20 protein-coding genes are annotated in these 25,878 nt (G+C 73.9%); 12 read left to right on the forward strand and 8 right to left on the reverse strand.

The features are described 5' to 3' along the window. Window positions 1-110 precede the first annotated feature (110 nt). A complete protein-coding gene (locus ABZ806_RS36205; RefSeq protein ID WP_500222473.1) occupies window positions 111-3,296 on the forward strand; it encodes an ATP-binding protein in 3,186 nt (1,061 codons plus the stop codon). 14 nt (window positions 3,297-3,310) lie between these two features. Here ABZ806_RS36205 and ABZ806_RS36210 read toward each other — a convergent pair whose 3' ends face one another. After that, window positions 3,311-4,120 carry an ABC transporter permease gene (locus ABZ806_RS36210; protein WP_500222475.1) on the reverse strand — a complete coding sequence of 270 codons (810 nt, stop codon included), beginning with the start codon at window positions 4,118-4,120 and terminating at the stop codon, window positions 3,311-3,313. Then, on the reverse strand, window positions 4,117-5,109 hold the full coding sequence (locus tag ABZ806_RS36215; RefSeq protein WP_500222477.1) for an ATP-binding cassette domain-containing protein: 993 nt from the start codon (window positions 5,107-5,109) through the stop codon (window positions 4,117-4,119). The genes ABZ806_RS36210 and ABZ806_RS36215 overlap by 4 nt, the downstream gene beginning before the upstream one ends. A 259-nt stretch (window positions 5,110-5,368) precedes the next feature. Here ABZ806_RS36215 and ABZ806_RS36220 point away from each other — a divergent pair, with 259 nt between their 5' ends. Beyond that, window positions 5,369-5,929, forward strand: coding sequence for a PH domain-containing protein (locus ABZ806_RS36220; protein WP_500222480.1), 561 nt, complete (start codon window positions 5,369-5,371; stop codon window positions 5,927-5,929). Next, entirely contained in the window at window positions 5,926-7,353 is a 1,428-nt protein-coding gene (locus tag ABZ806_RS36225) for a PH domain-containing protein (RefSeq protein WP_500222482.1), read from the forward strand. The genes ABZ806_RS36220 and ABZ806_RS36225 overlap by 4 nt, the downstream gene beginning before the upstream one ends. On the opposite strand, the gene sepH is transcribed toward ABZ806_RS36225, so the two are convergent. After that, complete coding sequence (sepH, locus tag ABZ806_RS36230; RefSeq protein WP_500222485.1) at window positions 7,325-9,172, reverse strand: septation protein SepH; 1,848 nt, start codon at window positions 9,170-9,172, stop codon at window positions 7,325-7,327. The genes ABZ806_RS36225 and sepH overlap by 29 nt on opposite strands. Before the next feature lie 476 nt (window positions 9,173-9,648). Between sepH and ABZ806_RS36235 the strand changes: the two genes are divergently transcribed. Further along, entirely contained in the window at window positions 9,649-10,587 is a 939-nt protein-coding gene (locus tag ABZ806_RS36235; RefSeq protein ID WP_500222488.1) for a hypothetical protein, read from the forward strand. A gap of 5 nt (window positions 10,588-10,592) precedes the next feature. On the opposite strand, the gene ABZ806_RS36240 is transcribed toward ABZ806_RS36235, so the two are convergent. Beyond that, window positions 10,593-11,903 (reverse strand): D-arabinono-1,4-lactone oxidase, encoded by a 1,311-nt coding sequence (locus ABZ806_RS36240; protein ID WP_500222491.1) that lies wholly within the window; start codon window positions 11,901-11,903, stop codon window positions 10,593-10,595. 138 nt (window positions 11,904-12,041) lie between these two features. Here ABZ806_RS36240 and ABZ806_RS36245 point away from each other — a divergent pair, with 138 nt between their 5' ends. From ABZ806_RS36245 to ABZ806_RS36255, 3 genes are read left to right on the forward strand one after another with little or no spacing between them, the layout of a single operon-like run. Next, the gene (locus tag ABZ806_RS36245) at window positions 12,042-13,316 is read left to right on the forward strand and encodes a lytic transglycosylase domain-containing protein (RefSeq protein ID WP_500222495.1); all 1,275 of its coding nucleotides are present in this window, start codon (window positions 12,042-12,044) and stop codon (window positions 13,314-13,316) included. Between the two features lie 28 nt (window positions 13,317-13,344). After that, complete coding sequence (locus ABZ806_RS36250) at window positions 13,345-14,253, forward strand: ferrochelatase (protein WP_500222497.1); 909 nt, start codon at window positions 13,345-13,347, stop codon at window positions 14,251-14,253. 50 nt (window positions 14,254-14,303) lie between these two features. After that, the gene (locus tag ABZ806_RS36255) at window positions 14,304-15,113 is read left to right on the forward strand and encodes an inositol monophosphatase family protein (protein ID WP_500222546.1); all 810 of its coding nucleotides are present in this window, start codon (window positions 14,304-14,306) and stop codon (window positions 15,111-15,113) included. A gap of 73 nt (window positions 15,114-15,186) precedes the next feature. On the opposite strand, the gene ABZ806_RS36260 is transcribed toward ABZ806_RS36255, so the two are convergent. Continuing rightward, window positions 15,187-15,363, reverse strand: a complete 177-nt coding sequence (locus ABZ806_RS36260; RefSeq protein WP_168444606.1) for a hypothetical protein — start codon at window positions 15,361-15,363, stop codon at window positions 15,187-15,189. A 209-nt stretch (window positions 15,364-15,572) separates the two neighbouring features. On the opposite strand from ABZ806_RS36260, the gene ABZ806_RS36265 reads away from it, so the two are divergent. Beyond that, window positions 15,573-16,226: a response regulator transcription factor gene (locus tag ABZ806_RS36265; RefSeq protein ID WP_500222501.1), complete on the forward strand. Its 654-nt coding sequence runs from the start codon at window positions 15,573-15,575 to the stop codon at window positions 16,224-16,226. After that, the gene (locus tag ABZ806_RS36270) at window positions 16,223-17,563 is read left to right on the forward strand and encodes a sensor histidine kinase (RefSeq protein WP_500222504.1); all 1,341 of its coding nucleotides are present in this window, start codon (window positions 16,223-16,225) and stop codon (window positions 17,561-17,563) included. Before ABZ806_RS36265 ends, ABZ806_RS36270 begins: the two co-directional genes overlap by 4 nt. Before the next feature lie 158 nt (window positions 17,564-17,721). Here ABZ806_RS36270 and ABZ806_RS36275 read toward each other — a convergent pair whose 3' ends face one another. After that, a complete protein-coding gene (locus ABZ806_RS36275) occupies window positions 17,722-19,422 on the reverse strand; it encodes a serine/threonine-protein kinase (RefSeq protein ID WP_500222507.1) in 1,701 nt (566 codons plus the stop codon). Between the two features lie 587 nt (window positions 19,423-20,009). Here ABZ806_RS36275 and ABZ806_RS36280 point away from each other — a divergent pair. Both ABZ806_RS36280 and ABZ806_RS36285 read left to right on the forward strand, forming a co-directional pair. Further along, complete coding sequence (locus ABZ806_RS36280) at window positions 20,010-20,306, forward strand: DUF4193 domain-containing protein (protein ID WP_067488409.1); 297 nt, start codon at window positions 20,010-20,012, stop codon at window positions 20,304-20,306. Window positions 20,307-20,355: 49 nt separating this feature from the next. Continuing rightward, complete coding sequence (locus tag ABZ806_RS36285) at window positions 20,356-21,138, forward strand: hypothetical protein (RefSeq protein ID WP_500222509.1); 783 nt, start codon at window positions 20,356-20,358, stop codon at window positions 21,136-21,138. A gap of 98 nt (window positions 21,139-21,236) precedes the next feature. On the opposite strand, the gene ABZ806_RS36290 is transcribed toward ABZ806_RS36285, so the two are convergent. Next, window positions 21,237-21,530 (reverse strand): DUF4235 domain-containing protein, encoded by a 294-nt coding sequence (locus ABZ806_RS36290; protein ID WP_500222511.1) that lies wholly within the window; start codon window positions 21,528-21,530, stop codon window positions 21,237-21,239. Between the two features lie 173 nt (window positions 21,531-21,703). On the opposite strand from ABZ806_RS36290, the gene valS reads away from it, so the two are divergent. Continuing rightward, entirely contained in the window at window positions 21,704-24,298 is a 2,595-nt protein-coding gene (gene valS, locus ABZ806_RS36295; protein ID WP_500222514.1) for a valine--tRNA ligase, read from the forward strand. 41 nt (window positions 24,299-24,339) lie between these two features. Here the strand turns inward: valS and ABZ806_RS36300 are convergent, their stop codons facing one another. Then, window positions 24,340-25,626: a cytochrome P450 gene (locus tag ABZ806_RS36300; RefSeq protein ID WP_500222517.1), complete on the reverse strand. Its 1,287-nt coding sequence runs from the start codon at window positions 25,624-25,626 to the stop codon at window positions 24,340-24,342. Window positions 25,627-25,878: the final 252 nt, after the last annotated feature.

A 25,878-nucleotide genomic window follows, 5' to 3' on the forward strand; every position in this document is an offset into this window, starting at 1 on the left:
TCTCACGTCGATCGAACACCAACGAGCATCATGCTATCACCCCGACCGGGGCCGGCTGCATCATCGCCGCCGGGGCGTCCGGCGTTCCGGGAGTAAGGGACAATCGGCGGGTGCGGATCGGGATTCTGGGGCCGCTGGAGGTGCGGGCGGCGGACGGCGGCGCGCCCCTGGCCGTCGGCGGTGCGCGGCTGCGGGCACTGCTGACGCTGCTCGCGCTCGACCCCGGCACGCTCATCCCGGCCGAGCGGATCATCGACGCGCTGTGGGAGGACGGCGTGCCGGGCGGCGCGCCCAACGCGCTGCAGTCCCTCGTCCGCCGGCTGCGCGCCGCGATCGGCCCCGAGCTGGTCGAGACGCGGCCCGGCGGGTACCGGCTCGCCGTACCGCCGCGGGCCGTGGACGCCCACGACTTCGAGGCGCGGGTCCGCGCCGCGCGCCGGGCCGCGTCGCCGGCCGACCGGTCCGCCGGGCTCGCCGGGGCGCTCGCACTGTGGCGCGGCCCGGCGCTCGCCGGCGCCGCCGGGCTCCGGTTCGCGGACGCGCCCGCCGCCCGCCTGGACGCGCTGCGCCGCGCCGCGCTGGAGGAGCGGCTCGCCGCCGATCTGGCGCTCGGCCGCCACACCGAGGTGATCCCGGAGCTGCGCGCGCTCGCCGCCGGCGACCCGCTCCGCGAACCCGTCACGGCGCTGCTCATGCGCGCCCTCTACGCGGCCGGGCACCAGGCCGAGGCCCTCGCCCGCTACGACGAGGCCAGACGCGCCCTGGGGGAGGAGCTCGGCGTCGACCCGTCCCCCGACCTGGCGGCCGTCTACCTGTCGGTGCTGCGGCAGGACCCGTCCCTCGCACCGCCCACCGCACCGCCCGCCGCCCCGGACACCGCCCCGGCCGACCAGGACAAGGGCAACCTGCCCGCCCGGCTGACCAGCTTCATCGGCCGCGACACCGACCTCGAGCGGGTGGCCGGCCTGCTGGCGCGGGCGCGGCTCGTCACGCTCACCGGCGCCGGCGGCTCCGGCAAGAGCCGGCTGGCGCTGGAGGCCGCCGGCCGGGCGCCGGGCGAGGCCCGGCTCGTCGAGCTCGCCCCGGTCACCGACCCGGCCGAGGTCCCGGCCGCCGTCAGCACCGCGCTCGGGCTCCGCGAGATGGCGCTGATCGGCGGCCACGCGGCGGCCCCGAACCCGGTCGACCGGCTCGTCTCCGCGCTGTCGGGGCGGCGGCTCCTGGTGGTGCTGGACAACTGCGAGCACCTGCTGGACGCCGCCGCGCGGCTCGCCGGGACCGTCCTGGAGAGCTGTCCCGGCGTCCGGATCCTCGCGACGAGCCGGGAACCGCTCGGCATCACCGGCGAGACGCTCTGGCCGGTCGAGCCGCTCGAACCGCCGCCGCCGTCCGCCGGGCCCGCGGAGGCGGCGGCCTCCCCGGCCGTCCGGCTGTTCGCCGACCGTGCCGCCGCCGTCTCGCCGGGCTTCGCGGTCACCGCCGGGAACGTCGCGGCGGTCGTGCGGACCTGCCGGGCCCTGGACGGGATGCCGCTGGCGATCGAGCTGGCCGCCGCCCGGCTCCGCGCGATGACGCCCGCCCAGATCGCCGACCGCCTCGACGACCGGTTCCGGCTGCTCACCGCGGGCAGCCGCACCGCGATGCCGCGGCACCGGACGCTGCGCGCCGTCGTCGAGTGGAGCTGGGACCTGCTGGAGGAGCCCGAGCGGACGCTGTGGCGCCGCCTCGCCGCCTTCCCCGGCGGCGCGACCCTGGAGGGCGCCGAGGCGGTGTGCGCGGAGCCGGGCCTGGACCGCGCCGCCGTCCTCGACCTGCTCACCGCGCTCGTCGACAAGTCGCTGCTGACCATCACCGGCCCCGAGCCCCGCTACCGGATGCTGGAGACGATCCGCGCCTACGGCCTCGAACGCCTCGCCGAGTCGGGCGGCGAGACCGCGACGAGGCGGGCGCACGCGGAGTACTTCCTCGGGCTCGCCGAGGAGGCCGAACCGCACCTGTACCGCGCGGGGCAGCTGCCCTGGCTGCACCTGCTCACCACGGAACTCGACAACATCTCCGCCGCCCTGCACTGGGCGATCTCGGCGCGGGACGCGCCGCTCGCCATGCGGTTCTGCGCGGCGCTCGGCTGGTACTGGTTCCTGCACGGGCGGCTCGGCGACGCCGTCGAGGGCCTGACCGAGATCCTCGCGCTCCCGGACGTCCCCGACGACCAGACCACCGCCCGCGCCCTCGCGATCGGCGCCCTGACGCTGCTGGACGACCAGCAGGGCGCGGACCGCATCCCCGGCTGGCTCGCCCGCGCGGAGGGCATCTGCGCCGGGCTCGGCCGCGCGTCCCTGCACCCGGTGCTGCGGCTGATGCTCGAGACCGTCCAGATGTACACGGTCGGCTGGAACCCGGCGTCCGCCCCCGGCATCGAGACCCTGCTGGACGACCCCGACCCGTGGGTGCGCGGCCTGGCGTACTTCGTGCGCGGCCAGATCGCCAACAACTTCGGCCGGACGGGGCAGACCGCGCACGACTTCGACCACGCCCTCGCCGCGTTCCGCGAGTCGGGCGACCGCTGGGGCCTGTCGGTCACCCTCACCTCGCAGGCGGAGATCCTCGGCCGCCGCGGCGACCACCGCGGCGCCGTCGACCTGTACGAGGAGGCCCTGCGGCTCAACGCCGAGCTGGGCGGCGGCACGGCCGGCCTGCTGCACGTCCACATGAGGCTGGCGAACGGGCTGGACCTCATCGGCGAACGCGACCGGGCCGAGGCGCTGCTGCACGCCGCCCTCCGCGACTCCGTCTCGACCAACGCGGAGGAGACGGCCGCCCTGCACTACCAGCTCGGCGAGTTCGCCCGCCGCTCCGGCGACACCGCCGAGGCGCTGCGCCGCCTGTCACGCGCCGACGAGCTCACCGCGGACCTGCCGGGCCCCGCGCAGTTCCGCGCCATGATCCTCTGCGCCCGCGCCCAGCTCGACCTGGCGATGGGCGCCCTGGACGCCGCCACGGCCCGCCTGGACGAGGCCCTGCGCGGCGCCGTCCAGGCCCAGGACTACCCGATCGTCTCCCACGTCCTGGCCGGCCACGCCGAACGCGCCCGCGTCCTAGGCGACCCGGCCCGCGCCGCCGAACTCCTGGGCACCGCCGACGCCCTACGCGGTTCCCGCGACCTCTCCCTACCCGACGTAGTCGCCATAGAGACCGCCACCCGCACAGACCTGGACGAGGAAGCCTTCACCACCGCCTACAACCACGGCCGCACAAAAACCTTCCCCGACGTCCTCGCCGACTTCGCGCTCGGCTGACCGGACCGAGCAGATCACGCGCGCTGTTTGAAGGCTCGGAGGGACAGGGGGGCGAAGACCAGGGAGATGCCGACGCCCCAGGCGAGGGCTATCCAGGCGTGTTCGAAGACGGGGCCGCCGACGAGGAGGCCGCGCATCGCCTCGACGAGTTGCGTCACGGGGCTGTTGTCCATGACGAACGCGACCGGGCCGGGGATGCCCTCGGTGTTCGGGATGAACGCGGTGCTGAGGAAGCTCAGCGGGAAGATCACCACGAACCCGAAGATCTGCACCTTCTCCGGCTCGTTGACCTTCATCGCGATGTAGACCGACGTCCAGGAGAACAGGACCGCGAAGGCCAGCAGGAGGACGAACGCGCCGAGCAGCGCGAACACGTTCGTGCCGATGCGGAAGCCGATGGCGAAGCCGACCAGCAGCAGGATCAGCATCGACCACGCCTGCTTGGCGGTGTCGGCGATGATCCGCCCGGCGAGCGGGGCGCTGCGGGCGATCGGCAGGCTCCGGAACCGGTCGAACACGCCCTTGGTGATGTCGGTGTTCAGCCCGAAACCGGTGCTCATCCCGGCGAACAGCGCGTTCTGCGCGATGATGCCGGGGATGACGACGGGCAGGTACGCCTCGACGCTGCCCGCCATCGCGGGGCCGAACACGTACGCGAACAGCAGCACGAACATGATGGGCTGGATGGACAGGTCCAGCAGCTCCATCGGGTTGTGCTTGATCTGGACGAGGTTGCGCCAGGCCAGGGTGGCCGTGTTGCGCATGGCCGTACCGGGCGCGACCCGCTTGGCCAGGTCCTGCGGCGCGAGCGACGCGGTGGTCATGTCGACGCCCCTTCCTTGTCGACGGACTGGGCCAGCTCGCCGGCCTCGGCGTCGATGTCGTCGGTGTGGTGGCCGGTGAGGGCGAAGAACACCTCGTCCAGGCTGGATTTGCGGAGCGACAGCTCGCCGACCGCGACGCCGGCGTCGTCGAGGCGGCGCACCACGGCGGGCATGAGCTGCGGGTCGGTGATCGGCGCGCTGATCAGGCCGTCGCGCAGCTCCGGCTCGGTCTCGGCGAGCTCGCCGACGATCTTCGCGACGGTGTCGCCGTCGCTCCCGTGGACCGGGCGCACCTCCAGCACCTGGCCGCCGACCTGCGACTTCAGCGTGTCGGACGTGCCGTGCGCGATGGCCTCCCCGCGGTCGATCACGATGATGTCGTCGGCGAGCTGGTCGGCCTCCTCCAGGTACTGCGTGGTGAGCAGGACGGTGACGCCGTCGTCGGTGAGGCCGCGCACGATGTCCCACAGGCCGTTGCGGCTGCGCGGGTCGAGGCCGGTGGTCGGCTCGTCCAGGAAGAGGATCTGCGGGCGCCCGACCAGGCTCGCCGCCAGGTCGAGGCGGCGGCGCATCCCGCCCGAGTAGGTCTTGGCCGGGCGCTCGGCGGCGTCGGTGAGCTGGAAGCGGTCGAGCAGTTCGGCGGCCCGCGCCTTGGCGGCCCGGCGCGGGATGCCGAGCAGGCGGCCGATCAGCACGAGGTTCTCGGTGCCGGTCAGCATCTCGTCGACCCCGGCGTACTGGCCGGTGAGGCCGATGAGCTGCCGCACCTTGTGCGCGTCCCGCAGCACGTCGAACCCGCCGACGCGGGCGGACCCGGCGGTCGGCTCGATCAGCGTGGCGAGGATGCGGGTCATGGTCGTCTTGCCGGCGCCGTTGGGCCCCAGCACTCCGAGGACCGTCCCGGGCTCGGCGGTGAGCGAGACGCCCGCCAGCGCCCGGGTCTCACCGAACCGCTTCTCCAGGCCCTCGGCCTGGATCGCGTAGGTCATGTGATCTCCTAGGGAGTCGTCTGCCGGACGTCTGTTCCCCTCCGACGGGGGACCAGCCAAAATATGCGTTGTCCGGGGTGGTGTGCATGCGGTTTTTCCGCCGCCCCTGCCGCGCCCGGCCCAGGGGCACGAGACGCGTCACCAACATCGCACGCGTCACTGACAAAACGCCGCCGGCCGCGTGATCGTGCCGCCGATTCCGGTGAATCGCGCCGGACGGAGCGGCTGGAGGGCGCCTCCGGCGTTCTAAACTCGCGGTGTGACGACGGTGCGGCGCGGTCACCAGGAGGACGGCGGGGGGCCGCACCCGCCGCGGCTGCGGCCGCCCGAGAACCGGGTCTCGCCCCGCGCGATCGCGCACTGGGCGATCGAGTACCTGCTGCTGTGGGGGCTCGCGTTCGGCCTCGCGCTGGGCGTGGCCGCCTGGCTCGGCGACTCCGGCTGGGACGCCCTGCCGGGCTGGGCGTCCGGCCGCGTGAGCTGGCTGCCCTACGTCATCGGCGCCGCGGGGCTGCTGATGGTGACCGTCGCCCCCGTCTGGCGCTACCGCGTCCACCGCTGGGAGGTCAGCGCCGACGTCGTCTACACCAGCACGGGCTGGTTCAGCCGCGAATGGCTGCTCGTGCCCGTCGGCCGCATCCAGACCGTCGACAGCAAGCAGGGGTGGATCGAACGGATGCTGGGCCTCGCCACCATCGAGGTCAACACGGCGTCCCACACCGGCTCCTCGGAGCTGTCCGGGCTTCCGGTGGACGTGGCGACCCGCCTCGCCGAGGACCTGGCGCACCGCGCGCACGACCTCCGCGACGACGCGACGTGAACGTGCGGCTGCATCCCCTCACGTTCGTCGTCGGCGCCGTCCGCGAACTGATCGCCCTTCTCGCGGCGGGGGCCACGGGCCTGCTGGTCGGCGGCCTGTCCACGGCGTTCTACTTCACGCTGGTCGGCCTCGCGCTGGGGCTGATCTTCCACGTCGCCGACTGGATGACGTTCACCTACGTCCTGCACGGCGACCGCATCGAACTCCGGCGCGCGCTCATCGGACGCTCGGTCAAGAGCATCCCGCGCGACCGCATCCGCGGGGTCGACATCAGCGCGTCCCTTCCGCACCGGCTGCTCGGCCTGGCGGTCGTCCACATCGACGCGGGCGCGGACGGCGGCGAGGGCGAACTCAACGCCGTCTCCCGCCACGAGGCCGAACGGCTCCGCCGCGTCCTGCTGACCAGGGACGCCCACGCCCCGCCCCAGCGGGTCCTCGCCCGCATGAGGCGCCGCTGGTACGTGTACGCCCCGCTCAGCGGCGCCTACCTGCTGACCCCGTTCGCGGTCGCGGGCAGCCTCCTCGGCACCCTCTACAACCTCGGCGACGATCTGGGCCTCATCACGCGGGAGCGCGTGGAGAACGTCGGCCACGACGTGGTCGGCCTGCCCACCGCCGCCGTCCTCGCGCTGGTCATCCTGGTGCTGATCGCGATGCCGGTCATGTCGGTGATCGCCTTCACGCTCTTCAACTGGGACTTCACCGTCCGCGAGCGGGACGGCTCGGTCGTCGCCGAGCGCGGCCTGGTCACCCGCCGCAGCGTCTCCCTCGAACGCCGCCGGCTGCGCGGCGTCGAGCTCACCGACAACCCGTTCGAGCGCCTCGCCGGGGTGGCGCGGCTCGGCGCCCTCATCACCGGCCTCGGGGACGCCGCGCACCGGGGCCGGCTGCTGCCCGCCGCGCCCCGCCCGGTCGCCGAGGCCCTCGCCGCCCGCGTCCTCGGGCCCGTCCCCGGGCCGCTGACCGCCCACCCGCCCGCCGCGCGGGGCCGCCGCATCGTCCGCGCCGCCGCGCCGCCGGCCGGGTTCGCGGTGCTCGCGGTGCTGGCCGGCCAGCCCTGGGTCGGCTACCTGTGCGCCGGGCTGGCGGTCCTCGCCGTCCCGCTCGGCCTGGACCGCTACCGGCAGCTCGGCCACGCCTCCGGCGGCGGGCGCCTCACCGTCCGCTCGGGCTCGCTGCGCCGCCGCCAGGTCGTCGTCGAGCACGGCGCCGTCGTCGGCTGGCGCGTCCGCCGCACGCTGTTCCAGCGCCGGCTCGGCCTCGCCACCCTCGTCGCCGCCGTGGGGGCGGGCGACGGCGGCTACTCCTCGGCCGACATGGCGGAGGGGGACGCGGTGGCGCTGGCCGCCGCGATCACCCCCGACTGGGTCGCCCCGTTCCTGGCCGCCCCGCCCGCTACTCGGGGCGGCGCGCGCCGAACATGATCTCGTCCCAGGACGGGACGGAGGCGCGCTTGCCCTTGGCCTTGCGGCGCCGCGCGGGCCGCTGCGCCGCCGGGCCCTCGCCGCTCGCGGCGGCCGCGGCGGGGGAGCCGGTGGCCGGCTTGTCCTGGGCGGCGGCGGGCATGGTGGGACGGGTCGCCGGCTTCTTCTTGGCCGGGGCCCGCGGCGGCTGCCGCGGCGCCGGGGGCTTCTTCGCCGGCGCCGGCTCGGCCCGCGCGGGCTCGGCCGCCTCCGGCGCGGGACGCCGCACCGCTGGCTCGGGCTCGGCCGGCGCGGCGGCACCGCGCGACGCGTGCTCCGGCTCGGGCTCGGGCTCGGCTTCGTCCGTCTCCTCGGCGGCCACGGGTTCGGGCGCCTCGCCGACCTGGCGCTCGGCCTCGCTCCGCTGCGCTTCGCCGGGTTCGTCCTCGGCCTGGACGGTCGCGTCGGCCGAAGACTCGCCGTGCGCGGCCTCGCCCGGCTCCTCGTGCTCACGGACCTCGCGCGCCTCGGCGACGGCGCTCTCGGCCTGCTCAGCCTGCTCGGCCTCGGCGGTCTGGTCCTCGTCGTGCGGCTGGTGCGCGTCGTCGGCCTGCGCGGCCTCGTGCTCGTCCTGCGCCGGAGCGGTGGCGGGCTCGTCCGCCTGGGCCGCCGCCTGGGCCTGGGCGGGCTGTTCGGCGTGTGCCTCCTCGTGCTCGGGAGACTCGGCGACCGCGCTCGCGCTCTCCTCCGCTTCGGCGGATTCGTCCTCGTCCACCGCCCGGACGCTCGCCGTCCGGATGTTCTGGGCGGTCTCGCTCGCGCGGGGCCTCGCGAGCGGCTCCGCCTCGTCCTGCGCGGGCGAGGTGTCCGGCGTCTCGGCCACCTCGCGCGCGGAACTCGCGGCCCGCGCGGCCTCGGCGGCCTCGCGCTCGGGCGCGCGCTCCTCGCGCGGCGGCGCGGGGCTCGGCGCCTGCGGTGCGCGCGGGGACGGCTCGCCGGGGCGGAACCCGGCCGGTGCGGACGCCTCGCGCAGCGGCGCGCTCTCCGGCGCCTCGCGGAAGGCGGGGCGCGGGTCGACCATGCGGCCGCGCTCGATGATGTACTCGCGCGGCTCGGCGGCGCGCAGCGGCTCCCGCGGGCCGGGCCGCCCGGTCTGCTCGGGTTCGGCGGGCAGCCCGCGCACCTCGCGGTCGCTGCCGACGACCTTCATCGCGGGACGGCGCGGGACGAGCGGCGTCACGGTGTCGGACAGCCCGTCGTCGTCCCATTCGACGGAGGTGAGGCGGGCGGCGATCTCATCGAGCGGGGAGACGTGCCGGCGGCGCGGGTCGAAGGTCCACTCGGCGGCGTGCGGGCGGCCGCCCTCGAAGAACGACAGCCGGACGCGCCAGGTGCCGTCCTCGCACTTCCAGGAGTCCCACTCGACCTCTTCCAGGTCGACGCCGCCGCGGCCGAGGCGCTCCTCGACGGTCTCGCCGAGCGGCGGGCCCGGGGTGGACTCGCCCGGCCGGCGCACGGTGACCCGCTGCGCCTGCTGGGCCATGTACTCGCGTTCCTGCAGGACCGGTCCCTCGAACCAGCGGACGCGCTCGACCGGGATACCCGCCGACTCGGCGATCTCCTCGGCGGTCTCGCCGGAGCGGATGCGGGCCTGGATCTCCTTGGGGCGCAAGGGACTCTCCACTTCGATCTCGAACTGGCCGAGGCGGGAGAAGTGCCCACGGACCGCTGCGCGGAGCCGGTCGTCGACGGGCAGGGTGAACCGGGTGCCTCGGCCCGCGGTGGCCAGGACGAGGTACGTACCGTCCTCGCTGACCGCGACGAGGCGCAGCTCCTGCATGCGTGTCCTTCCTGCCCTGTCTTGACGGCACGGAGGACCCCGGACCGGTCGACCGTGCTGTCACGGTCGGCCGCCCGATGCCCACCGAGGGCGCATGCGTGCCCTTTCCCCCGGGTTCCCGAGTCTCTCTTCCCGGACACGCCTGCTGCCAGCACCGTACCCGGCATGTCCGAACATCGCCGCTCTCGAAGCCCTCTTCAGGAGGTCGAAGAGGGCACCTGACCAAGCTTGCCCGCGCCGCGACCCGCGAGAGGTCGCCATGCCCGATTCTTGTGCATCCTTTTCCACACTGTGCCTGAGAGGCGGTCCCGCTTCCAAGGGGTGGACGTTGCCAGAGTCACGTCCTGGGCAGGAACACGTAGATCTTCCGGTTAGTTTCAGTTCGGGGGATTAGTCAAGGCCCGCGCGGAACCTGCCGATACGAACGGCGACGGGGCGGCGGCGGGCCGGCCGACGGGGACAGGGGTGGACGGGAGATGCCGCGCAAGCTGCCGGATCTCAGCACGACGCAGCTGATCGCGAGCGCCGTGGCGACGGGGGTCGCCGCGCTCGGGGCGTCCTATCTGGGCGTGTACGGGACGATCATCGGCGCGGCGCTGATGAGCGTGATCTCGACGGCCGGGTCGGCGGTCGGCAAGCACTACCTCGACCAGGGCCGGGACCAGATCAAGGAGCTGACGCACCTGCAGTCGGCGGTGCGGCGGCGGACGGCGGCCGAGGGCGCGGCGGACGAGGCGACGAGCGCCGACCCGACCCGGACGGTGGTGTGGTCCGGGGACCCGAACGCGACCCGGTTCGACGTCCCGTCCGGCGATCCGAACGCGACCCGGCTCGATCCCGGCGGCGACCCCGGTGCCACGCGCCTCGATCCGGTGGACGCGGTCGCCGGCTCGCTCGCCGGGGCGGCGGGCGAGGACGCGGTCCGGCAGGTCGTCCGCCGGACGGCGTGGCAGAACACCGTCGCGTGGGCCAGGGCGCACTGGGTGAAGCTCGCGGTGTCGTCGGCGGCCGTGTTCGCCATCGTCATCGGCGGGATCACGGCCTACGAGGCGGCCACCGGCGAGCCCATCGGCGGGGGCGGCAAGCGGGGGCTCACGGTCACCAACGTGGTGGACGGCGGCGGGCAGCGGGACGGGACCCCGTCGCACAACCCGTCCGACGGCCCGACCGAGCCCGGCGTCACCCCGAGCCAGGAGCCCACGGACGGCACCCCGTCGACGGAGCCGACCACGCCGGCGCCCCAGCCGACCGACGGGCCGACCGGGCAGCCCCCCGAGCAGCCGACGACGACGGTGCCGACCACGCCGGAGACGCCGGCGCCGACCGGCGGCCCGCAGGACGGCGGACAGGACGGCGGCTCCGGCGGAGGCCAGGGCGGCGAGGGCGGCCAGCCCCCGCAGACCCCGGCCGACTAGCCGGCTCAGTCGCCGAACACCTGCCTGGTGTACGGGTTCGCGAAGCGGCGCTCCGGGTCCAGTTCGTCGCGCAGGGCACGGAAGTCGCCGAAACGCGGGTAGACCTTCTCCAGGTAGGACGCGTCGCGCGTGTGGAGCTTGCCCCAGTGCGGGCGCCCGCCGAGCGTGGTCAGGAGTTCCTCCACGCCGCGGAAGTAGTCCTCGTGCGGGTCGCGGTGGTAGACGTGCACGGCGATGAACGCGCTCTGCCGCCCGTGGGCCATCGACAGCCAGGCGTCCTCCTGCGGCAGCAGCCGGACCTCGATGGGGAAGCTGATCCGCCAGTCCCGCCTGGCGAACAGGGAGCGGAGCTCGCGCAGCGCCGGGACGAGCTCCTCGCGCGGGATCGCGTACTCCTGCTCTTTGAAGCGGACCGTCCGGGGGCTGGTGAAGACCTTGTAGGACGTGTCGCTGTAGGTGCGGGCGCCGAGCGCCTTGGCGGAGATGCGGTTCACGAACGGCGTCGCGGCGGGCGCCACGTGCGTGACCTTGTTGATGAGCCCGAAGACCGTGTTCGACAGGAACTGGTCGTCCAGCCAGTACCGGAACTTCGACACCGGCTCCGCCGGGCCCTCGACGCGGTTGTTCCGCTTGGTCAGGCAGCCCTCGGTGTGCGGGAACCAGTAGAACTCGAAGTGCTCGTTGGCGGCGTCGAACTCGTCCACCCGCGCGAGGACCTCGTCCCACTTCATCGGCTCCTCCCGCGCGCGCAGGAGGAAGGACGGGACGGTCCGCCAGGTGATGGCGGTGACGATGCCGAGCGCGCCGAGACCCGCGCGGGCGGCGTCGAACAGGTCCGGGCGCTCCTGCGGGGAGCACGTCACGGTGGAGCCGTCGGCGAGGACGAGTTCCAGCGCGGCGACCTGGGAGGCGAGCCCGGCGCTGTCGCGTCCCGTGCCGTGCGTGGCGGTCTGCAGGGCGCCGGCGACGGTCTGCTCCTGGATGTCGCCCATGTTCGCCAGCGCGAGGCCGTGCTCGTCCAGGAGGCGGTTGAGCGCGTGCATCGGGAGCCCGGCCTCGACGGTGACCAGCCCGGTGGCGGTGTCGACGGAGCGGACGGCGGTGAGCGCCGCCGGGCGCAGCAGGACGCCTTCGGCGACCGCGGCGCCGGTGAAGGAATGCCCGGTACCGGTCATCCGGACGGTGCGGCCGTCGGCCGCGGCCGACCGTACCGCCGCGGCCACCTCGCCGGCGGTGCGCGGAGTCACCACGCGCTGCGGTGCGGCGTGCTGGTTTCCCGCCCAGTTCTGCCACGTTCGGGGGTTCTCGGGGGACATGCGGCGACTCTACTCGGCAATCGATTGTGAGGAAAGTTCATGTTTAGGGACCGGGGGTGGGTAGGGAACCGGCGATAACGTACGATCCCGTAACCACGGCTGGGTAACCGTCCGTAGCGAGACTCGTTGGGACTTGTTGTGGCTTCTCCATCAGCATCACGCACCGGCCCCGTCGGGGGAGCGTCCGGCGATGGCGAGGCGCGCGGCGCCCGCCCGCCGGGCCCCGGCCGCGACCGGCCCAGGCCGCAGAAGAAGCGGCGCGATCCGCGCGCGGGCGCGCGGGGGCGGCCGGGCGGCCGGGCGCTGCCGCTGCTCATCGGCGGTATCGCCGTCCTCGCCGCCGCCAGCACCTCCGGCGGCGTCTACGCGGCGCTGACCACCGACCAGAAGGCGGAGCCCGCCGCGTCGGACCCGGCGGGGGAGCCGCCGCCGAGCGCCGGCGACCCGGTCAACGTGGCCACCGGCGGGCAGGTCGCCCCGCTGCGCCGGGTGGTGCCGCCGGACGTGCTCGCGGTCGGCGCCGCCTCGATCCCCGCCGCCAAGATCAAGCAGATCGCGAAGCTCGGCCGGGTCAAGGACGTGACGGCCGTCGCGGGCGGCGCCGTCCAGCTCCAGGGCCGCCAGGTGAACGCGTTCGCCGTGGACCCCTCCGCGTTCCGGTCCTGGACGCCGCCCGGCACGGCCAAGAAGACCGAGCTGTGGGAGGCGCTGGCCGGCGGCAAGTTCGTGGTCTCGCCGGCCGCCGCCGAGCAGCTGCAACTCACGACCGGCTACCCGTACCCGGTCGTGGGGCGGACGATGCCGAACCTCGTGATGGGCGGCTCCGGCCCGCTCGGCCTGCCCGGCATCGACATGCTGGTGGACGAGAAGTCCGGGAAGGACATGGGGCTCGTCCCGAACGTGGCGATCCTGGTCAACGCGCCCGGCGTGAGCCCCGCCAAGGTCGTCAAGGCCGTCTCGAAGGTGCTCGGCCCCGGCACGGACGTGCTCGACCTGCACGAGGGCAAGTACCAGTCGTCCGGCGGCGGCGGCCGCTCGGCCGGCTACCTCGACCTCTACAAGCAGGCCGCGACGACCTGCCCCGGCCTGTCCTGGACGGTCCTCGCCGCGATCGGCCAGGTGGAGAGCGACCACGGCCGCAACGCCGGCCCCTCCAGCGCGGGCGCGCTCGGCCCGATGCAGTTCATGCCCGCGACGTGGAAGGCGTACGGCGTGGACGGCGACAGGGACGGCAAGGCCGACATCATGAACCCCTTCGACGCCATCCCGGGCGCCGCCAAGTACCTGTGCGCCAACGGCGCGGGACGCGGCGGCAAGCAGCTCTACCGGGCGGTGTGGCACTACAACCACGCCGACTGGTACGTCCAGAAGGTCCTCAACCTCGCCAAGGCGTACGCGGCCCGGTACGACTGAGCCCCCCGGGGGCTGGTTGGATGGAGGCATGACGTCGTACGACGCGTTGCTTCTGCTGTCCTTCGGGGGGCCGGAGGGGCCCGCGGACGTGATCCCGTTCCTGGAGAACGTGACCCGCGGCCGCAACATCCCCAGAGAACGCCTGGAAGAGGTAGGGGAGCACTACTACCTGTTCGGCGGGGTCAGCCCGATCAACCGGCTGTGCCGGGACCTCAAGTCCGCGATCGAGGCGGACTTCGCGGCCCACGGCCTGGACCTGCCGGTCTACTGGGGCAACCGGAACTGGACCCCCTACCTCGCCGACACCGTCCGGCAGATGAAGGCCGACGGGATCCGGCGGGCGGCGGCGTTCGTGACGTCCGCCTACAGCGGCTACTCCACGAACGACCAGTACCTCAACGACATCACGCGTGCGCGTGCAGAGGTCCCGGACGCCCCCGAGATCGACAAGCTCCCCGTCTACTGCGACAGGCCCGGCTTCATCGACCCGTTCGTGGACGCCGCCCAGGACGCGCTGAGCCGCCTCCCGGAGGGCGCGCACCTGGTCTTCACCGCGCACAGCGTGCCCCTGTCCCAGCCCAACCAGGAGCTGTACGTCGCGGAGCTGGAGCAGGCCGCGCGGACGGTCGCCGACCGGGCGGTCCCGGGCGCGCCGTGGGACCTCGTCTACCAGAGCAGGAGCGGGCCGCCCGGGCAGCCGTGGCTGGAGCCGCAGATCACCGATCATCTGGAGAACCTGCGGGCCAAGGGCGTCCGCGCCGTCGCGGTCGTGCCGATCGGGTTCGTCTCCGACCACATGGAGGTCAAGTACGACCTCGACGTGGAGGCCGCCGAGCGCGCCGCCGGACTCGGGCTCGCGTTCGCCCGCGCCGCCACGCCCGGCACCGACCCGCGCTTCGCCGCCCTGCCCCGCCACCTCCTGGAGGAGACCCGATGAGCGAAGCGAACCGGGGCGCGCAGGGTGTCGTCCCCCCGCGAGGGACGGGGTTGAGCCTGGCCGGCGAGCTGCTGGAGCTCGCGGCCGAGACCGCGCGCGAGGCCGGCCGGATGCTGGTCGACGAGCGCCCCGCGAACGGCCCGGACGTCGTGCAGACCAAGTCGTCCCCGACGGACGTCGTCACCCAGATGGACCGCGCCGCCGAGCGGCTGATCATCGAGCGGATCCGGGCGCGGCGGCCCGACGACGCCTTCCTCGGCGAGGAGGGCGGCGTCCGCGCCGGCGGCAGCGGCGTCCGCTGGGTGGTCGACCCGATCGACGGCACCGTCAACTACCTGTACGACCTGCCCGACTGGGGGGTCAGCATCGCCGCCGAGGTGGACGGCACGGCCGTCGCCGGCGTGGTGGAGCTGCCGCGCCGCGGCGAGACCTACACCGCGGTGCTCGGCGGCGGCGCCCTTCAGCACTCCGCGTCCGGCACCCGCGAACTCCGCGTGAACGCCGAGGTGCCGCTCGGCCGGGCCCTGGTCGCCACGGGGTTCGGCTACGACTCGGTGCGGCGCGCCGGGCAGGCGCGGGTCCTCACCGGGGTGCTGCCGAACGTCCGCGACATCCGGCGCGGCGGCTCCTGCTGCGTGGACATGTGCTCCCTCGCGGCGGGCCGGGTCGACGCCTACTACGAGCGCGGCGTCCAGGCGTGGGACATCGCCGCCGGCGGGCTGATCGTCCGGGAGGCGGGCGGACGGGTCGAGGGGCTGCACGGGACGCCCGCGAGCCCGGAGCTGACCGTGGCGGCCGGGCCGGGCACGTTCGAGGCCCTGCACGCACTGCTCGCCCCGCTCGACCCCGCGCGCGACTGAGCGGCGGGGAGCCCGGGACGGCGGGCCGTCCCGGGCTCCTCGACAGGGATCGCGCCGGCTCGGGCGCGGCGGGTCAATCGCAGCGGGGTGGTTCGACGCCGATGTCGTTGTTCGCTGCGATCCGGCGCAGTTCGCTGATCTCCTCCTGGCGGATGTCCGCCAGGTAGGTGTCGCCCTCTGCGTGGGCGGTGCGCAGCGACGCGTACGCGTCATCGAGTCGCTGCTGGATCATGCGTGACAGCTCGCCCATGGGCCTCCTCCCGGATCGTTTCCATGCCCTACCCAGACCTAAGCTGAAAGCAAACCTGTTCGCGGATGCAATTTTCGCGGATTCTTGCGTCGGTAAGGCCAGGGCACGGTGTAAGCCGAGATGAACGCCTGTTTACGGGCGTCTTACGGCGTCCGTGGCATATCTGGGGCCTGGGGCCGGGGGCCGTGCCCGGCCGGGAGGGGGACCTTGTGCGTGTACTAGTCGTCGAGGACGAGCGGGTGCTCGCCGACGCGATCGCCACCGGCCTGCGCAGAGAGACGCTGGCCGTGGACGTGGCCTACGACGGCGCGGGCGCGCTGGAGCGGGCCGGCGTCAACGAGTACGACGTGATCGTGCTCGACCGCGACCTGCCCAAGGTCCACGGCGACGACGTCTGCAAGCAGCTCGTCGCGCAGCGCTACCCGGCGCGGATCATCATGCTGACCGCGGCGGGCGAGCTGGACGACCGGGTCGAGGGCCTGTCCATCGGCGCGGACGACTACCTCGCCAAGCCGTTCGCGTTCGCCGAGCTGATCGCCCGGGTGCGGGCCCTCGGCCGGCGCGCCGCCGCGCCGCTGCCGCCCGTCCTGGAGCGCGCCGGGATCACCCTGGACCCGGCCCGCCGCGAGGTCGAGCGGGACGGCCGCCCGGTCGAGCTGACCCGCAAGGAGTTCGCGGTCCTGGAGGTGCTGCTCAGCGCGGACGGCGCCGTCGTCAGCTCCGAGCAGCTCCTGGAGAAGGCGTGGGACGAGCACATCGACCCGTTCACCAACGTCGTCCGGGTCACGATGATGACGCTGCGCAAGAAGCTCGGCGACCCACCGGTGATCGAGACCGTGCCCGGCGTGGGGTACCGGCTGTGACGGCGCAGCCCCCCGGCGACGACACCCGTCCGAGTGCCGCGCCGGACGGCGGCGCGCAGGCGACCCAGCCGACCGCGGTGCCCGGCGGCGCCTCCGCGGCCGTCCCCGGCGGCGTCCCCGGCGGCGAGGGCGGCCGGCGCGGCGGACGGTGGCGGCGCCCCGGCCCGCAGCAGGTCCCGCAGCCGCCGCCGGCCGCGAAGGGCATGTGGCGCGCCGACGGCGGCCCGCTGACGGCGCTGCCCGGCCGGATGAGCGTGCGGCTGCGCCTCACCCTGCTGTACGGGCTGCTGTTCTTCATGGCCGGCGCGCTGCTGCTGTTCGTGATGTCGTTCCTGATGGCCAACATCCTCGGCAACGTCAAGGTGATCGGCTACGGCCTCACCGACGCCGAGTCCGCGGAGCTGCAGCGCCAGTTCGTCGAGCAGACGATGAAGCAGCTGGTCGGGCGGTCGCTGCTCGCGCTCGGCGGGGTGGGCGTCATCACGCTCGTGCTCGGCTGGTTCGTCGCCGACCGGGCGCTCGGCCCGCTGCAGCGGGTCACCACGACCGCGCGCCGGCTGTCGGAGAGCACCCTGCACGAGCGGATCGCGCTGGAGGGCCCCGACGACGAGATCAAGGAGCTGGCCGACACCTTCGACGCGATGCTGGAGCGCCTCGGGCAGGCGTTCGACTCCCAGCGCCGGTTCGTCGCGAACGCCTCGCACGAGCTGCGCACCCCGCTCGCGATCAACCGGACGCTGCTGGAGGTGGCGCTCGGCGACCCCGAGGCGTCCGACGACCTGCGCACCGTCGGCCGCACGCTGCTGGCCACCAACGCCCGGCACGAGCGGCTCATCGAGGGCCTGCTGCTGCTCGCCCGCAGCGAGCGGCAGCTGACCGCCCGCACCCCGGTCGACATGGCCGAGGTCGCGGCGACGGTGCTGGAGCAGTCGGCGCGCCGCGACCACGACAACGACGTGGCCGTCCACCCCGAGCTGACGTCGGGGACGGCGCTCGGCGACCCGGTGCTGCTGGAGCACCTGGTGTCGAACCTCGTCGAGAACGCGATCAAGCACAACGAGGCGGAGGGCGGCGAGCTCTGGCTGCGCGCCGGCATGCTCGACGGCTACGCCACCGTCCAGGTCGAGAACACCGGGCCCGTGGTGCCCGCCTACGAGGTGGAGCGGCTGTTCGAGCCGTTCCGGCGGCTGAACGCCGACCGCGTCGAGTCGTCTAAGGGCGCCGGGCTCGGCCTGTCGATCGTCCGCTCGGTCGTGCTCGCGCACCGCGGCGCCGTCTATGCGGCGCCCCGCCCGGGCGGCGGGCTGATCGTCACCGTCCGGCTCCCGCCCGGCTGACGGCGCCGCGGCGCGCCGCTGCCCCGGTGCCGGCCCGCGTTCGGTGTCCGCCCGCGGTCCGGTGCCCGCCCGCGCCCCCGACGTGCGGAACGCCCTGACCGGCCTCCAGGAGACCGCTCAGGGCGTTCGGCTCGAACGGGATCATGCCCCGCGCGGGGTCACGCCTTGGACACCGTCCCGTACGCGCCGGGGCTCACGTCCGACTGGCGCTGCCGCCACTCCCACCGCATCGAGTCGCCCGAGGACTCGGTGAAGGTGATGTACCCGGGGGCGCACTCCTTCTCGTCCATCCCCGCCATCGGGGTCTCCCGGTACTCCACCTTGCCGCCGCTGTCGGACAGCAGCGCCAGCCGCGTGTAGCACTTGTCCTGCGCGCCGGACGGGTAGGTGTAGGTCGCGACACCGGTCCTGTAGATCAGCGAGAACTTGACCTCGAACCGCGTGTGCCCGGCGCCGGCGCCCGGCTGGTTCCCGTCGCCGGTGAAGTTGCCGACCAGGCCGCCCGTCGCGCGCGGCGTCGGGGTGTCGTCGTCCGGCGGCGTGTAGGTGCTGGTCGGGTACGTCGTCGGGTACGGGTCCGGGTCGTCCTCGGTGTTGGCGCCGATGATCGCCAGCACCACGACGACCAGGATCACGATCAGCGCCAGCGCGCCGCAGCCGATCGCGATGATCGGCCCGGTGCTGGACCGCTTCGGCGGCGGGTAGCCCGGTCCCGGCGGCATCGGCATGCCCGGCTGCCCCATGCCCGGCTGGCCCATCCGCGGCGGCGCCATGTGCGGCTGCCCCATGGGCGGGGGCGGCGGCGCGCCCGGCCCCTGGTACATCGGCATGGGCGGCGGGGTGATCGGCTGCGGCGGGGGCGTCGCCGGGCCGCCCATCGCGCCCTGGTGCATCGGCATCGGCGGCGGGGTGATCTGCGGCTGCGGCCGGTGCTGCGGCGCCGGCGGGACCGGGGGCGGCGGCGGAAGCTGCGAGGCGATCCGGGTGCCCTGGTTGAGCAGCTCCTCCTGCCCGGCGGACTGCCCGGCGGGCGCGGCGCCGACGGCCCCGAGCAGGTTCAGCAGCAGCTGCGGGGCGGGCGGGCGCAGTCCCGCGTCCTTGGACAGGCAGCGCCCGACCAGGTCGCGGACGGGGCCCGGGGGCAGCGCCGACAGGTCCGGCTCCTCGTTGAGGATCCGGTTGATGATGACCGGCAGCGTGTCGGCCTCGAACGGCGACTGCCCGGTGGCGGCGAACACCATGGTCGCGCCCCAGGCGAAGATGTCGACGGCCGGGGTGAGCGGCGCGCCGGTCAGCTGCTCGGGCGCCAGGTAGCCGGGCGTGCCGACCACCATGCCGGTCGCGGTGACCGCGCTCTCCTGCGAGTTGACCGTCCGGGCGATGCCGAAGTCGACGACGCGCGGGCCGTCGGAGGCCAGCATCACGTTGTTCGGCTTGAAGTCGCGGTGCACGATCCCGGCCTCGTGGATGGCCGCGAGCGCGGTCGCCGTGCCGATCGCGAGCCGCTCCAGTTCGGCGGCGCCGCGCGGACCGTCGTGCGCGACCACGTCGTGCAGGGACGGCCCGTCGATGAACTCGCTGACCACGTAGGGCTGGTCGCCGTGGACGTCGGCCTCCAGCACCCGGGCCGTACAGAAGGGCTCGACCTTCTGCGCCGCACTCACCTCGCGGGTGAACCTGGCACGCGCGGCCGGATCGTTGGCCATCTGCGCGTGCAGCAGCTTGACCGCGACGTACTCTCCTCCCGGGGCCTTGCCCAGGAAGACGGCGCCCTGGCCCCCGGCGCCCAGTCGTCCGATGACCTCGTACTGTCCGAGTGCCCTAGGATCGCCCGGCTCCAGCGGAGCGGCATCCGGCATCTGACCCTCCATTGACCCGCAGTGATGTCCGCGACATTGTGCGCCGGACCCGCCGCGGGCCCCGGGCCGGCGCCTGAACCGCGTCGCCGGTCGAATCTCCGCAGGGGGCCCGCCCCCCAACCTCAGGCGGGCACGATATCGCGTTAGTTCAGACGTTTCACCGATCAATCTGGTTCGCCGTCCCGGCGGCCGGGTAGGGCCGTCCCGGTGCATGTCCCGCCGTACGTCCCTCGGCACCCGCCGGGACGCCTTCCGGACCACCTCCGGGAACTCCTTCCGGAACACGGGCCCGGTCGGCGCGCGCAACGCCGCCGGGACCGATATGATCCCCGCCGCCGCGGGAAGTCCGGCAGGTGCCCCCGGCCCGGGACCCGGGCCGCCGGCACGCGCCGGATTTGTGACGGAAGACACAGAACGAGGAAAGATCCGGGTGACCCGTGTCACTCGTGGGAACGGTCGCGCCTTGTGTGTCGCAGGTCACCAACCGTGACAGAATTTCCCGCCCGGATCGGGCACAAGAACGGTCCCTTGAGCGTTAGATCCGCGCGACGGGGCGCATAAAGCACTGAGGGGGATGGAGATAGAAGATGGCGACCGACTACGACAGCCCACGCAAGACAGACGACGATCTCAGCGAGGACAGCCTCCAGGAGCTCCAGGCCCGGCGGGCCGACAAGGCCGCGAGCATCATCGACGAGGACCTGGACGCGGGTGAGGTCGCCGAGCTGCCGGGCGCCGACCTGTCCAACGAGGAGCTCACCTTCCGGGTGGTTCCGCGGCAGGCCGACGAGTTCACCTGCACGCGCTGCTTCCTGGTGCACCACCGCAGCCAGCTGGCCGGAGAGAAGAACGGCCAGCCGATCTGCCGCGAGTGCGCCGCCTGACCGGGAGTGGCCGCGGGTGTCGGGAGAGATCGAGAAACGTCATGACGGGGTGGAGCCGGCGCATGGCGACGGCTCCACGGAGCTCGGTGAGCTGATCGGACGGCTCACCGCCGATGAGGACATGGACCGCGAGACCCGCGGCCGCCTCCTCGGACGACTGGCCGGACTGCTCGGCCAGAGCGCCCGCAGGGTGGGGGCCGCGGGGGTCGCGCGCGGGAAGTGGCTCGGCGACCTCCTGGTGGAGGCGGCGCCGCACATTCCCATCCGCGACCTCGAGACGTTGCAGGCGCACCACCACGGGCTGATGGGCGAGGCGCTCGCCGACCGGCTCGTCAAGGTCGCCGGCAACGGCACGACCGCCGTCGGCGCGGCGGGCGGCGCGCTGGCCGCCGTGCAGTTCGCCGCCCCGCCGCTGCTGCTGTCGGCCCCCGCCCAGCTGGCCGCCGAGACGCTCGTCGTCGCGGCCATCGAGGTCAAGATGATCGCCGAGCTGCACGAGGTGTACGGCGTCCGCGTCCAGGGCACCGGCACGGTCCGGGGCGCGGCGTTCGTCACGTCCTGGGCGCGGCAGCGCGGCGTCAACCCCCTGGAGGCCGGGTCGCTCACCAGCGCCCTCGGCACCGCCGCCAAGGCGGCACTCCGCAAACGCATGCTGCGCACCTTCGGCCGGAGCATGAGCACGCTGGGCCCCTTCCTCACCGGGGCCGCCGCGGGCGCCGCCCTCAACCGGTCCGCCACCAAGGCGCTGGCGATGAAGGTCCGCAACGACCTGCGCGGGGCCGCCGGGGTCACGCCTCCGCTGCCCGGGACGCACCGCAAGCGCCTCCCCTGACCCGGGAACCCCGGCCCGCCCCGGCCGGGCGGGGCGGGCGCCCTCCGGGCGGTCGCCGACGGCCGCCCCAGGGGGTCGCCCCCCTGGAACGACACCGGTCAGGACTCGACCTTCGCCTTCAGGTGGGCGGGGAGCTCCCCGGTGCCCTTGGCGTACTGGTGCGCCACGGCGCGGGTCGCCAGCAGCCGGGCCAGCTCCATGCCGACGCCCATCACCACGGCCCACCCGACCGCCTCGGCCAGGTCGACGTCCGGCGACTCGGGGTTCGTCGGGGGCTCCTTGCCGGTGCTCTTCTTCCAGATCATCGTGATGGCCTTCTTCGCGACGAACCCGCCCGCGAACGCCGCGGCGCCGGCCATCACCCGCCAGCCGATATCGCCCTTATCCGCCATATTCGTCCTCCACTCGTCTGTCGTCTCCGACGCTACCGGAACGGTCCGCCCCCGGCGGAGAAGGCGGCGGCCGCCGTCCGCCGGCCCCCGCCCGCCACCAGCGGAACGACGGGCCCCGCCCGGCCCGCCGGTAATTGGCATGCGGCCCCTGCGGATGTCAATACCATTGGCCCATGACAGAGCAGCCGCGTACTCCGCACGTCCCCTCGAAGCCCTCCCTGGACGGCCTGGAGGAGAAATGGGTACGCGCCTGGGAGGACGAGGGCGTCTACCGCTTCGACCGCACCCGGCCGCGCGCGGAGGTCTACTCGATCGACACGCCGCCGCCCACCGTGAGCGGGTCCCTCCACGTCGGACACGTCTTCTCCTATACCCACACCGACACCGTCGCGCGGTTCCAGCGCATGCGCGGTCGGGCGGTCTTCTACCCGATGGGCTGGGACGATAACGGCCTGCCGACCGAGCGCCGGGTGCAGAACCATTTCGGCGTCCGGTGCGACCCGTCCCTTCCCTACGACCCGGACTTCGCGCCGCCGGCCAAGCCCGACCCGAAACGCCAGCAGCCGATCTCGCGGCGCAACTTCATCGAACTGTGCGAGCGCCTTACCGAGGTCGACGAGAAGGCGTTCGAGGAGATGTGGCGCCAGGTCGGCCTCTCGGTCGACTGGAACCACCTCTACACGACCATCGGGGCCGTTTCCCGGACGGCGTCGCAGCGCGCTTTCCTGCGCAACCTGGCGCGCGGCGAGGCCTACGTCTCCGAGGCGCCGACGCTGTGGGACGTCACGTTCCGCACCGCCGTCGCGCAGGCCGAACTGGAGGACCGCGAGCACCCCGGCGCCTTCTACCGGATCCGGTTCCACGGCGACGAGCGCCCGGTCTACATCGAGACGACGCGGCCGGAACTGCTGCCCGCGTGCGTCGCGCTGGTCGCCCATCCCGACGACGAGCGCTACCGGGAGCTGTTCGGGACGACCGTCCGCACCCCGCTGTTCGGCGTGGAGGTCCCGGTCCTCGCGCACCGGCTGGCCGAGCCCGACAAGGGCTCCGGCATCGCGATGATCTGCACGTTCGGCGACGTCACCGACGTCACCTGGTGGCGCGAGCTGAACCTGCCCACCCGCGCGATCATCGACTGGGACGGCCGGCTGGCCGCCGACCCGCCCGCGGGCGTCGCCGCGGAGCCCTACGCGGAACTGGCCGGCAAGACGGTGTTCTCCGCCAAGGAGCGCGTCGCGGAGCTGCTGCGCGACTCCGGGGACCTGGACGGCGAGCCGCGCAGGATCAGCCGGCCGGTGAAGTTCTACGAGAAGGGCGCCAAGCCGCTGGAGATCGTCACGACCCGGCAGTGGTACATCCGCAACGGCGGCCGCGACGAGGGCGTCCGCGCCGAGCTCCTCGCGCGCGGCCGCGAGCTGGAGTGGCACCCCGGCTACATGCGGGCCCGCTACGAGAACTGGGTCGAGGGGCTGAACGGCGACTGGCTGATCTCCCGGCAGCGGTTCTTCGGCGTGCCGATCCCCGTCTGGTACCCGCTGGACGACTCCGGCGAGCCGCGCTACGACGCGCCGATCGTCCCGGCCGAGGACGCGCTGCCGGTCGACCCGTCGTCCGACGTTCCGCCGGGCTTCACCGAGGGCGAGCGGGGCAGGCCGGGCGGGTTCATCGGCGACCCCGACGTGATGGACACCTGGGCCACCTCGTCGCTGACCCCGCAGATCGCGGGCGGCTGGGAGCGCGACGCCGACCTGTTCGGCCGCGTCTTCCCCTACGACCTGCGGCCGCAGGCGCACGACATCATCCGGACGTGGCTGTTCTCCACGGTCGTCCGCGCGCACCTGGAGCACGGCTCGCTGCCGTGGCGGGGCACCGCGCTGTCCGGCTGGATCCTCGACCCGGACCGCAAGAAGATGTCGAAGTCCAAGGGCAACGTCGTCACGCCGATCGACCTGCTGCGCGAGTACGGCTCCGACGCCGTCCGCTACTGGGCGGCCAGCGGGCGCCCCGGCACCGACACCGCGTTCGACACCGGGCAGATCAAGGTCGGCCGCCGCCTCGCCATCAAGATCCTCAACGCCTCCAAGTTCGTGCTGGGCCTGGGGGAGGACGCGGGCGCACTGAGCGACGAGGGGCCCGCGCGGCAGGGCGGCGGGCTCGCGGGCGCGGAAGACACGGCCGAGGCCGGCGCGGCGGTGACGGAGCCGCTGGACAGGGCGATGCTGGCGGCGCTGTCCGGTGTCGTCCAGGACGCGACCGGCGCGTTCGAGGGCTACGACTACACGCGGGCGCTGGAGCGCACCGAGCGGTTCTTCTGGGAGTTCTGCGACGACTACCTGGAGCTGGTCAAGGCCCGCGCGTACGGGGACGGCGCGCAGGCGCGGTCGGCGCGGGCCGCGCTGCGCACGGCGCTGTCGGTGCTGCTGCGGCTGTTCGCGCCCGTCCTGCCGTTCGTGACCGAAGAGGTCTGGTCGTGGTGGCGGCACGGGTCGGTGCACGCGGCGGCGTGGCCGTCGGCCGCCGAACTGCCCGCGGGCGGCGACCCGGCCGTCCTCGCGGCGACCGGGGAGGCGCTCCGCCAGGTCCGCAAGGCGAAGTCGGAGGCGAAGGCGTCGATGCGCGCGGACGTGTCGCGCGCCGTCATCCGGGGGGCGGAGGTCGCGCACATCGCGCGGCCCGACCTGGCCGCCGCCGGCCGCATCGCCGACCTCACGCTGGAGGACGCGCCGGCCGACCTGACCGTCGACGTCGTCCTGGCCCCGACGAGCTGACGCCGACCAGCTGACGCCCGCCGGCCGGGCACCTGCCCTGCTCAGAGCGTGCAGGGCAGGTGCTTGATCCCGTTGATGAAGCTGGAGAACAGCCGGTCCGGCTCCCCGGTGGCCCGGATGCCGGGGACGCGGGTGAACAGCTCGCGGAACATCACCGTGATCTCGCGGCGGGCCAGGTTCGCGCCGAGGCAGAAGTGCGGGCCCGGGCCGCCGAACCCGACGTGCGGGTTGGGGGAGCGGGTGATGTCGAAGACGTCCGGGTCCGTGAAGACCGCCGCGTCCCGGTTGGCGGAGTTGTAGAACAGCAGGACCTTGTCGCCCTCGCGGTACCGGTGGCCGTTCATCTCGTGGTCCCGCGTCAGCGTCCGGCGGAACTGGATGACCGGCGTCGCCATCCGGACGATCTCCTCCACGGCGCCGGGCATGTGCGCGTCGAAGTCCTCCAGCAGCAGCGCGCGCTGCTCCGGGTTGTCGGTGAACAGCTTGAGGCCGTGCGACATCGCGTTCCGCGTCGTCTCGTTCCCGGCCACCACGAGCAGGATGAAGAACGAGCCGATCTCCTGGTCGGTGAGCCGCTCCCCGTCCACCTCGGCCGAGATCAGCGCCGACACGAGGTCGTCGCCCGGGTACCGGCGGCGGCGCCGCGCGAGCTTCATCGCCAGATGGTTCAGCTCGTACCCGGCGGCCATCACCTTGAGCAGCCCGTACAGCGCGCCGAGGCGGGTGATGCCGTCGCGGGTGTAGTCCTTGCCGCCGCTGTACTCGGGGTCGCCGAGCCCCAGGATGATGTTGGTCCGCTCGTACACCATCGGCCGGACGGGTTCGGGGATGCCCATCATGTCGCAGATGACCTGGAGGGGGAGCCGCGCCGCGACGTCGGTGACGAAGTCCGCCGAGCCCTTCGCGACCAGGTCGTCCACGATCCGCGTCGCGGCGGCCTGCAGGTCGGTCTCCATCTTCTCCAGGACGCGCGGGGTGAACGCCCGCGACACGATCTTGCGGATTTTGGCGTGCCGCGGGTCGTCCATATTGATCATCGAGCCGAAGTACCGGGCCAGGTACCCGGGCATGTCGGCGATGCTGTTGGAGCAGGGCTCGCTGCTGAAGACCTGCGGGGTGCGGCTGGCCTCGACGACGTCGGCGTGCCTCGTCAGCGCGTAGAAGCCGGGCCCCTGCTTGACGAACGGCAGCTTCAGCTCCGGGAAGAACGCCGGGTGCTCCCGCTGCCGCAACTCGGTGAACTCGGCCAGCCGGCGGTCCGGGGGCAGCGCCCAGAAGGCCAGGTCGGCCACGCTCAGCCTGCCGGTGTCCGGCACCGTCGTCGTCACTGCGCACCGCCCTCGTCCAGAACCATGTTCGGTTTCTATCGAACAGAGAGACCGGCGGCCCCGTCAAGGCCCCGCACCCCGCCGCCGTGATCCGCCGCCGTGATCCGCCGCCGGGGCGGAACCGGTCGTCAGTGGGCATGGGCGGAAGCGGGTAGGGTCAACTGCCGGACTCGCCCGGCGGCCACTCGCAGCCACTCGGCGGCGGCGTTGCGGCGGCCGCCGGAGACGGCGCCGCCGGTAGGGTCGGGTGGT

Source organism: Spirillospora sp. NPDC047418 (assembly GCF_040643275.1).
Taxonomy (GTDB): Bacteria; Actinomycetota; Actinomycetes; order Streptosporangiales; family Streptosporangiaceae; genus Spirillospora.

Excerpts from the sequence above, each read along its gene's own strand:
- ABZ806_RS36235 (WP_500222488.1), top strand. The coding sequence starts at position 9,649 with ATGCCGCGCAAGCTGCCGGATCTCAGCACGACGCAGCTGATCGCGAGC.
- ABZ806_RS36215 (WP_500222477.1), bottom strand. The coding sequence starts at position 5,109 with ATGACCTACGCGATCCAGGCCGAGGGCCTGGAGAAGCGGTTCGGTGAG.
- ABZ806_RS36250 (WP_500222497.1), top strand. The coding sequence starts at position 13,345 with ATGACGTCGTACGACGCGTTGCTTCTGCTGTCCTTCGGGGGGCCGGAG.
- ABZ806_RS36210 (WP_500222475.1), bottom strand. The coding sequence starts at position 4,120 with ATGACCACCGCGTCGCTCGCGCCGCAGGACCTGGCCAAGCGGGTCGCG.
- ABZ806_RS36280 (WP_067488409.1), top strand. The coding sequence starts at position 20,010 with ATGGCGACCGACTACGACAGCCCACGCAAGACAGACGACGATCTCAGC.
- sepH (WP_500222485.1), bottom strand. The coding sequence starts at position 9,172 with ATGCAGGAGCTGCGCCTCGTCGCGGTCAGCGAGGACGGTACGTACCTC.
- ABZ806_RS36275 (WP_500222507.1), bottom strand. The coding sequence starts at position 19,422 with ATGCCGGATGCCGCTCCGCTGGAGCCGGGCGATCCTAGGGCACTCGGA.
- ABZ806_RS36260 (WP_168444606.1), bottom strand. The coding sequence starts at position 15,363 with ATGGGCGAGCTGTCACGCATGATCCAGCAGCGACTCGATGACGCGTAC.
- ABZ806_RS36240 (WP_500222491.1), bottom strand. The coding sequence starts at position 11,903 with ATGTCCCCCGAGAACCCCCGAACGTGGCAGAACTGGGCGGGAAACCAG.
- valS (WP_500222514.1), top strand. The coding sequence starts at position 21,704 with ATGACAGAGCAGCCGCGTACTCCGCACGTCCCCTCGAAGCCCTCCCTG.
- ABZ806_RS36290 (WP_500222511.1), bottom strand. The coding sequence starts at position 21,530 with ATGGCGGATAAGGGCGATATCGGCTGGCGGGTGATGGCCGGCGCCGCG.